Raw genomic sequence first — 8428 nt, 5'->3', positions numbered from 1 at the left:
GCGCATCCAGCGCGTCGGGATCTCGCTCGTTTGCGATCGCGGCCCAAGCAAATGCGACCGCGACAATGCCGCCGAACGCGAAGATGCCGCAGGGAATCGCCAACACCGTGATTAGCAAGGCCAAAGGAAACTGAACGATTCCCCACTCGGGGAGCCAGGCGGCAATCCAACCGATCGTCCAAATCATCGCCCCTAGCGCGGCAACACAAAGCAGCGGTACGATTCCCGCAATCCAGGCAGCAAAGAATCGCGGCAGGATCGATTTCACCAGCGTATGGAAACGGATCATCGGTCGGCCCGCGGTTAACAATCCTCCTTGGCGAACGAAGAGCAGCGAGGCAAACGACCACGCGATTAGCGTCCACAGCAGCCCGCAAAGAGAGCGAACGGCGTTGCCGCCACGATGTTGTTCTGCGCCCCAAAATGCTTCGTTTACCCACATCCAAGGCCAGCGGGTTTGCAGTCGCGATGCTGCCGCGATGCCGCTGCCCATGCTGCCGCTGCCCGGATTCGTGACGACCGCATTGGTCACTGCGGTGGCAGGGGCGCCGGGAATCGTGTGGTCGCCGAGGATCCAGTGGTACACGGGCAACCAGATCGCGAGCGTCAGCATGGCGATCAAGATCATCGAGGGCGAGCCCGCCATTCGCAGCGTTCGCAACAATCGCAGCCATGGGAAAATGTCGATCCATTCTCTCACCCGCGCAAGCACTCCGGTTTCGAGTTCATGCCCGGCATGCAGTTCGTGCTGGTTAGATTCCGTGTCTTGCAAAGGACTCATCGCGTTGTTGATTCAGCGTTTTGAAAAGGCACAGACTAGCGAAACGTGATGCGTTTCCATAGTGTCGGATCGGGAATCGGCGGTAGCGACGTTTCCGCTTCGGCCGCGACCACCGCAGCGCTGAGGAACCATGATTGCCCCGGTTGCAGCGGCAACTCGGTCAGATCGCGTCGCAACACGGCGAGTTCATAATGAAGACTCTCGCCCGCTTCTTGGACCGCAACGTACCACGTCGGCTGCCATCCAGCTTGTCCATCGATACTGTCGCGGGTTTTGCCCGACGGGGTGACTTGCAATTGATAAGCGGTCATCAGGTCTTGGTCGGTATCAATCGAGATCCGTAGCCGGTCCGAGTGGCTCAAGTCATGATCGCGGTTCTTGTTGGTCGTCTTGGTCGCCGGAGCGTGTTGAAACGCGGCACGAGCACAGCGAACAAAGAAATAAACGAATTCGTCATCGTAGGCGACTTGCAAGCTGGTGACGTCGTCACGGTTCGCAGGGTTTGCGGGCGGCAGCGTCCAGCAGGCTTCCTCGGCGATTCCATCCAATTTGGGGCGTTCGCCGATGGGGATCGCAATCGCATGGGCATCGCCGGGTGACATGTCGCTGTGGTCACCGCGCGTGCCACCGGGGGCAATCAATCGCGTCCAAGGGTTGGGCGATTGGGTGGCCAGCAGACGGCGGTAATTGCCCGAGGCTTGGCCCATCAATTCAAGTTTTTCGCTATCACCGCGTTGCCGCGCCGCTTCGCTTGCGATCAAGACAAGCGGATGAAACTCCCACGCCAAATCGACCTCCGCTTGACTTTGCTGCACGCGTTGGCTGCCGACTTGAATCGTGGTCGCCTCGGGGACGCGGAGCGGTGAAACCGCCGACGTTTGCATCACGCCGCTGTGGGGAGTGTCGACTTGAAAGGGCGACACCGCAGCCTGTTGAGCCGGCGCCGGTGCGGTGCTCGATGCAAGCGCCAAGCTACGCGAAACCGACGCATGCAGCGTTTGCCATTCTGCACTGTTTTGGATCGCCGCCAGCCGTAGTGCGGACCATTTTCCGAACGAGCGATCCGAGAACCGTTCGGCCGATTCGGCCAACACAATTTCTAAGTACGTGATCGCATTGGGGAACTCATCAGCATCGTACGAGGCGAGTCGGCGCTGGATGCTCCATGCCAAACGAAGTTGATCGTGAGTCGCGGTTTGGTTGAGCAGTGTTTTGAGGCCGCGTGCAAAAAAATCGGCTGTCGAGCTTGATTGAATCATTTGCTCTACTCGTTTGGATTCGCTCAAACGAGCTTGAACGACTTGCAATTGACGCCGGTTTGCCTTCGTCAACTTGCCCGCCAAACGTTGATGTTTGGAAAGGGATAATCCGGTGGTGACCGATTCGCCTCGCGGTGGATTCCCCGAAGCATCGTACATCACGCGGAGCGAGACGGTGTCTTTGGCACCGCTGTTGGGTGATGCGATTTGAAGCGAGTCGTCCCAGATGTCACCGGCCAATACTCCGGCAAACGGCAGCATCGCGTTGCGGTGCAGCGTGCTGTCGCCGACCGCGTCAAAACCGTATCGAACGACGCGAGTAATCCCCATCGAGATGGCGGTTTGCGAAAATGCCGATGCCGTTCTTGGATCAAGTGCTTCGTCAATCACCACCACCGCAGGCCGGTGAATAGCGATCCAGTTTTTGGCTTCGGCTTCGATTGTTTCGGCAGGGTCGATCGTGTCGACCGATGCAGCGGCCAAGCCCGCTGCGGCTTGGCGGGTGCGATACAGCCGCTGTAGCGCCGCAGCGTCACTGCGGCTGACGGTTTCGGGCTGCTGCAAAACAATCGCAACACGTTGATGCGACTCGAGCGTTTCCGAACCGACCAGAGGCCATGCCAGCGACGAAGCGTCTTTAGCGACCACCAGGATCGAAGCATGACGCTGCTCGCCGCGGATCGCTTGCCAACGCCCGCTCGCACGATCGCTGTGTAGGATCACGCCGTGATCCCCCACCGCAAATAATTCGTTTGTGTTTTTTTCAACGACATCGCGAATAACCATGGGGGCTCCAGTCGCTTCGACCCACGCCAAGCGGACCGCCGATTTTGATTCGGCTTGGACAGCGGGAATTCCTTCCAATTCACCGGTGCTGCTCCAGCTGCGGCCCGCGTCGTGGCTCTCGAACTCGCGAGATTCCGCGATCGCGGACCAATCGCCTGTGGCAATGACCGCGTTGTCTTGGGCGCGTCGGGCGAGTCGGCCGAGTCGAGGTAATTCGTTATCCGCCCCGCGTCGCCAGCTCGCTCCGGCGTCGTCGGACCACAGCGTGACGCCACGGCTGAGCGAGGTGATCCGGTCGTATTGGCCACCGACGGCGACGACGTTTTTATTGTTGATCCAAAGCACGTCGGACAGCACGCAGTCGGCTGGACTCGGTTGGATTCGCCAGGATTGTCCCCCGTCGCTGGATCGCAAAATGACGCCATGATCCCCCACCGCGACCCCGGTTTGGCCATCGTGGGAAAACGCGACCGCGCGAAGTGCCGCGTCTTCGCGGAGCGATTCGGTTTGCGTGTAGGCGGCGGTCGGTTCGAGCGGGGCTTGGGCCCAAAGGGATCCGGAAACGACGGTGGTGATGTACACCCCGAGTGCGGCCAGACCGATTCGGGCGTACAGGTGTGCTAGCAATGGCAAGCCAAGGGCCGTTTGAAGAAAATCGAGCTGGGGTGTCCGCAATTTCATGCCAACCATCCTTTTACGAGGTTTGCCATCAAAAAGAGGGCTGCCCATCCGAGAAACAAATTTGCGGCGACATAAAAAACCGCTGCAGGCCATCGTTGTTCCCCCGCCAACAGCATCGACTCGGCAGCAAAGGTCGAAAAAGTGGTGAGGGCCCCCAAAAATCCGACGCGTAATCCCAACAGCAATCTTGGGGGGAAATGGTCGTTAAGGAGGCTGTATTCCGCTAGGGCCCCCATTGCGGCGCATCCAGCAACATTAGCGACCGTGGTACCGATCATCGAGCTGCCTCCGGGAATGGACGTCATTGCAAGCGTAATCCCGTAACGGGCGATAGATCCTACCGCTCCGCCGACCGCTACGACTGCTAGATTGAGCCAACTACTCATCAACACCGACCGATTTAACCATTGCCTAAGTTGGGGCACGAACTTAATTTAGATGCGTAGGTTCGGAGTTTCGGCCGTCCGCGTAAACGCCAGTTTTTTGAGACCCCTCTTCGAGACTGATGTCTCTCCTCCCGCGGGGGATGGCTGTTTAGGACGTGACGCGGTTCATTTGCCGCAATGAATCCCCATCAGGGTGAACCCGTGAGGGCGGATTGAGCACTTAATCTACGAACGATTGTTCCCCAAACGACTGAACGTTTCCTTTCCTTTCTTGTGTTGACGTAACCGATGAGTACTGCAAAAGCCGCCCCCACGAAATCCAAAGTCATGACCGGAGCCGATATCCTGGTCAAATCGCTAGTGGATCATGGCGTCGAAGTACTGTTCGCCTATCCCGGCGGCTGCAGCATGCCGCTGCATCAAGCGTTGACCCGCTTTGGCGATTCAATCCGCACAATACTGCCGCGTCACGAGCAAGGGGGCGCGTTTGCCGCCCAAGGTTATGCTCGCAGTACCGGAAAAGTCGGGGTGGTGATGGCGACCAGCGGTCCAGGGGCGACTAATCTTGTCACCGCCATCGCAGACGCCAAGCTCGATAGCATTCCAATGCTCTGTATCACCGGCCAAGTTCCCACCGGGGCGATTGGATCCGACGCGTTCCAAGAAACGCCGATGGTCGAAATCTGCCGCGGAATTACCAAGCATCATTATTTGGTCACCGATCTAGCCGATCTGCCACGGATCGTGAAAGAGGCCTTCTATATCGCGACCAGCGGTCGGCCAGGGCCCGTTTTGATCGATATGCCCAAGGACATCCAGCTCGGTACGTCCGAGATCGACATGGATCCCGAAATGGATTTGCCCGGTTACGACCCGACCCCAACGCCGGTTCCGAGCGAAACGATCCGTCAGATCGCCGCCGCGATCAAGTTGGCTCGTCGTCCGATGATTTACGCCGGGGGCGGGGTGATCATCGGCAGTGCCAGCGAAGAGCTTCGCGAATTCGTGAAAAAGACCGGGATCCCTGTGACCACGACCGTGATGGGGATCGGTACGGTCCCGCCCGAGCAAGAGCACTCGATGTCATGGCTGGGGATGCACGGAGCCGCCTACGCCAACTACGCCGTTCGTGACTGTGATTTGTTGATCGCACTGGGCGTTCGCTTTGACGACCGTGTGACGGGCAAAGTCGAAGCGTTTGCCAAGGACGCCAAGATCATCCACGTCGACATCGACGGATCGGAATTGAACAAAAACAAACAAGCTCATATCCCCGTGCGTGGCGATGTGAAGCAAGTGTTGACCGAATTGAACAAGGTCGTACAAAAGCCAGAGATCGCAGCGTGGCAGAAACATTGTGATGAATTGAAAGCGAAGTATCCGTTTAAGTACGACGAAAACTTCGATGGCATTCTGCAGCAACACGCCATCAAGACGCTCAGCGATATCACGGCGGAAATGGATACCTACATCACTGTCGGCGTCGGCCAGCACCAGATGTGGGCGGCTCAGTTCTATCAATTCCGTCGCCCTCGGACTTGGCACAGCAGCAGCGGACTCGGCACGATGGGCTTCGGTTTGCCGGCGGCGATGGGCGTCCAAGCGGCTCACCCGAATTCGTTGGTCGTCGACATTGATGGTGACGGCAGCTTCCAAATGAACATCCAAGAACTGGCGACTTGTTTCTGTGAAGAGTTGCCAGTGAAGGTGTTGCTGTTGAACAATCAGCACCTTGGGATGGTGGTCCAGTGGGAAGACCGCTTCATGGATCGCAACCGGGCTCACACCTACCTAGGCCCGATTCACCACGACGAGGCCGCCGGAAACAGCAGTGCGGATCGATTCAGTTACGCCGAAGAACGCTATCCCGACTTTGTCAAAATCGCTCAAGGCTACGGCTGTGGCGCCGCAACGATTCGCAAGAAAGCGGACCTCGAAGGCGCTCTTCGCGAGATGATCGAGCACAAAGGACCTTACTTGTTGGACGTTCAAGTGCCGTATCAAGAACACGTGTTGCCGATGATCCCCGGCGGTCAAACCGTCGACGACATGATCCTCGAATAAGCGGCCAAGCAATCACGAGAAATCGACCAATCGCCGACGTTATAACGTCGGCGATTTTTTTTGCCTTGTAGCCTCACCGTTTGTCGAATTCGCCCACCACAAACGCTCCGCTGCAACGCTCACGCGAACACCGTGATCCCTTTTCGCTGAATGTAGGCGTGCCACAGCATGTACGCGGCGATCGTGCGGTTGGGCGACCACTGCTGGACCCTCGCTTCAAGTTCCGCCACGACTTTCGGCGTTGGCAGTGTGCGTTTGTTGTCGGACACAGGCTCCAGTGCGAATTCGTGAAGCATGCTGTTGACCAACGCCACGTCGCCCAATGGGAACAAATCGGTGCGGTTCAGTGCCAGCATCAAGTACACCGACGCACTCCAGTGACCGATGCCGATGACCGCCGTCAGTGATTGGCGAACTTCGTCGTCGGGCATCAGGGGTAATTCTTCGAGGACCAACGTTTTGCTTTGCACCGCACTGGCTAACTCACGCAAGTAGCGTGCCTTTTGGCGACTGACGCCGCATCCTCGCAACACGTCATCATTGGCCTTTTGGATGACTTTGGGCGTGATGCTGCCTAGTCGCTGGATCAATCGCGTAAACGTTGTTTGTGCCGATGCCAAGCTGACTTGTTGTTCCAATATGATGCGGGCGAGCGTTTCAAAGCTGGGATCGCGTCGCCACATCGGCGGGTAGCCATGGCGATTGATGATCTGAGCAAACACCGGTTCGATCGTCGCGAGGTCGCGGCAATAGCGTTTCAGCGTTCGCGATGTGAAAATGCGAGGCTTGGTGCGATTCATGTCCGGCGAGCTCGATTGGCTAGGTGTTTGGATTATGGTCACGGCAAGTCAAGGAACTGTCCCCTACCGCACGCTGAGCACGATTCTGCTGACGGAGAAAGAGGGCGGGGCGAAAATTATTAGCCGATTTATAGCGTTCCAAGAATTTCCTTGTCGCCCAATTTGCGGTTCTTTGCATTCGAGTCGCCCAGAGAGGCTCTCAGGGGCATGATTCGGTAGTGCCGTTTGGCGCGTGATATGCTCAATATGCTCAAGTAGATTCATGCGAACTTTCTTTCGAACACCGCACGCTCTTCCCCGTTGATGGGCGATCCCACTGAACCACGATTACAAAAACAACGAGACTCTTCTATGAGCCCCTTTGAACAACAATTGCACGTCATTCGCACTCGCCCTGGTTTCATCGCAGCACTGGATCAAAGTGGCGGCAGCACCCCCAAGGCACTCGGACAATACGGAATCGATGAGTCGGCGTGGAGTAACGACGAAGAAATGTTCGCGGTGGTCCATCAAATGCGAACTCGGATCCTGACGAGCGACAGTCTGACGAAGGATCGCATCATCGGGGCGATCTTGTTCGAAGACACATTGCGGCGACAAGTCGAGGGCCGCCCCACGGGGGACTATCTCTGGAACGTTAAACAAATTGTACCGTTTTTGAAGGTCGATGAAGGGCTTGCCGAACAGAGCGATGGCGTTCAGCTGATGAAACCAATGCCGAAACTTGACGCCAAACTTGAACTTGCTAAACAGCAACCGGTGTTTGGTACCAAAATGCGATCGGTCATTCACTTGGCCAACCAGTCGGGCGTCGATGCGATCGTAGAACAACAGTTTGACTATGGCAAAAAAATTGCCGCGGCAGGTCTAGTGCCCATCATTGAACCGGAAGTCGATATCCACTGCAACGAAAAGGCAGAGGCGGAAGAGCTTCTCAAGGACGCTCTAATCAAGCAGTTGGACCGGCTGGACGGCAAGACGCTCGTGATGCTGAAGCTAACGCTTCCCGAGAAAGACAATTTGTATCTGGATTGCGTCGAGCATCCTGCGGTGGTCAAAGTCGTTGCACTCTCAGGAGGATACAGCCGCGAGGAAGCGGACATGCGGCTTCGCAAACAGGCTCACGTTGTCGCTAGTTTCTCTCGAGCTCTGCTGCAAGATTTGCGAGCGGACCAGACGAAGCAAGAATTTGACGAGGCCTTGGACCGCGCCGTGCAGAGCATTTTCGATGCTTCGATGACGCCCCACGCGTTGTAACGGACCGCTTTTAGCCAATGTTAGCTCTCGTAGCTACCTTCGCCAGAAGGTGGTGAATCATGTTCTCGTAGCTACCTTCGCCAGAAGGTGGTGAATTGTATTTGCACTGCAACCATCCACGCTCTGGCGAGCGTAGCTACAAGGCGGCTAGCGAAGTCAGCAGTCTCGTTAATTTTGGGAGAGGCGACTCACGTGCTAACACCGCTCGATCGTTACTGTGAATCATGCTCTCGTAGCTACCTTCGCCAGAAGGTGGTGATTCGTATTTACACTGCAACCATCCACGCTCTGGCGAGTCCTCATTCCGCTTCGCGGCACCCTAAATAATGAAAACGGCGGTTAGTGTATAATTTACGATGGCTGACGTGTGAGTTGGGTCGCAGATCGTGCTCCACTGGCGTCTAGAGCCCGTTG

General features: G+C 56.9%; 6 protein-coding genes. 2 read left to right on the top strand and 4 right to left on the bottom strand.

The window, feature by feature from the left end:
* The 3 genes from ABX962_RS23150 to ABX962_RS23140 all read right to left on the bottom strand — a co-directional run.
* Positions 1 to 781: hypothetical protein (locus tag ABX962_RS23150; RefSeq protein WP_372722731.1), on the bottom strand; the 781-nt coding region annotated here is incomplete at its 3' end.
* A 35-nt stretch (positions 782 to 816) separates the two neighbouring features.
* Positions 817 to 3507 carry a hypothetical protein gene (locus ABX962_RS23145; protein WP_372722729.1) on the bottom strand — a complete coding sequence of 897 codons (2691 nt, stop codon included), beginning with the start codon at positions 3505 to 3507 and terminating at the stop codon, positions 817 to 819.
* Positions 3504 to 3893: a CrcB family protein gene (locus ABX962_RS23140; RefSeq protein WP_345327326.1), complete on the bottom strand. Its 390-nt coding sequence runs from the start codon at positions 3891 to 3893 to the stop codon at positions 3504 to 3506. Before ABX962_RS23140 ends, ABX962_RS23145 begins: the two co-directional genes overlap by 4 nt.
* A 288-nt stretch (positions 3894 to 4181) precedes the next feature.
* Here ABX962_RS23140 and ilvB point away from each other — a divergent pair, with 288 nt between their 5' ends.
* Positions 4182 to 5957, top strand: a complete 1776-nt coding sequence (ilvB, locus tag ABX962_RS23135; RefSeq protein ID WP_372722727.1) for a biosynthetic-type acetolactate synthase large subunit — start codon at positions 4182 to 4184, stop codon at positions 5955 to 5957.
* A gap of 119 nt (positions 5958 to 6076) precedes the next feature.
* Here the strand turns inward: ilvB and ABX962_RS23130 are convergent, their stop codons facing one another.
* Entirely contained in the window at positions 6077 to 6757 is a 681-nt protein-coding gene (locus tag ABX962_RS23130) for a DNA-3-methyladenine glycosylase (protein WP_372722725.1), read from the bottom strand.
* Between the two features lie 351 nt (positions 6758 to 7108).
* Here ABX962_RS23130 and ABX962_RS23125 point away from each other — a divergent pair, with 351 nt between their 5' ends.
* Positions 7109 to 8014 carry a fructose bisphosphate aldolase gene (locus tag ABX962_RS23125; protein ID WP_372722723.1) on the top strand — a complete coding sequence of 302 codons (906 nt, stop codon included), beginning with the start codon at positions 7109 to 7111 and terminating at the stop codon, positions 8012 to 8014.
* The last annotated feature ends 414 nt before the right edge of the window (positions 8015 to 8428 follow it).

It is taken from the genome of Novipirellula sp. (assembly GCF_041583735.1).
Taxonomy (GTDB): domain Bacteria; phylum Planctomycetota; class Planctomycetia; order Pirellulales; family Pirellulaceae; genus Novipirellula.
This window is presented reverse-complemented; position numbering and strand designations above follow the sequence as displayed.

Bases quoted from the DNA above. Each gene is read 5' to 3' on its own strand.
- ABX962_RS23140 (WP_345327326.1), bottom strand. From the start codon at position 3,893: ATGAGTAGTTGGCTCAATCTAGCAGTCGTAGCGGTCGGCGGAGCGGTA.
- ABX962_RS23125 (WP_372722723.1), top strand. From the start codon at position 7,109: ATGAGCCCCTTTGAACAACAATTGCACGTCATTCGCACTCGCCCTGGT.
- ABX962_RS23145 (WP_372722729.1), bottom strand. From the start codon at position 3,507: ATGAAATTGCGGACACCCCAGCTCGATTTTCTTCAAACGGCCCTTGGC.
- ilvB (WP_372722727.1), top strand. From the start codon at position 4,182: ATGAGTACTGCAAAAGCCGCCCCCACGAAATCCAAAGTCATGACCGGA.
- ABX962_RS23130 (WP_372722725.1), bottom strand. From the start codon at position 6,757: ATGAATCGCACCAAGCCTCGCATTTTCACATCGCGAACGCTGAAACGC.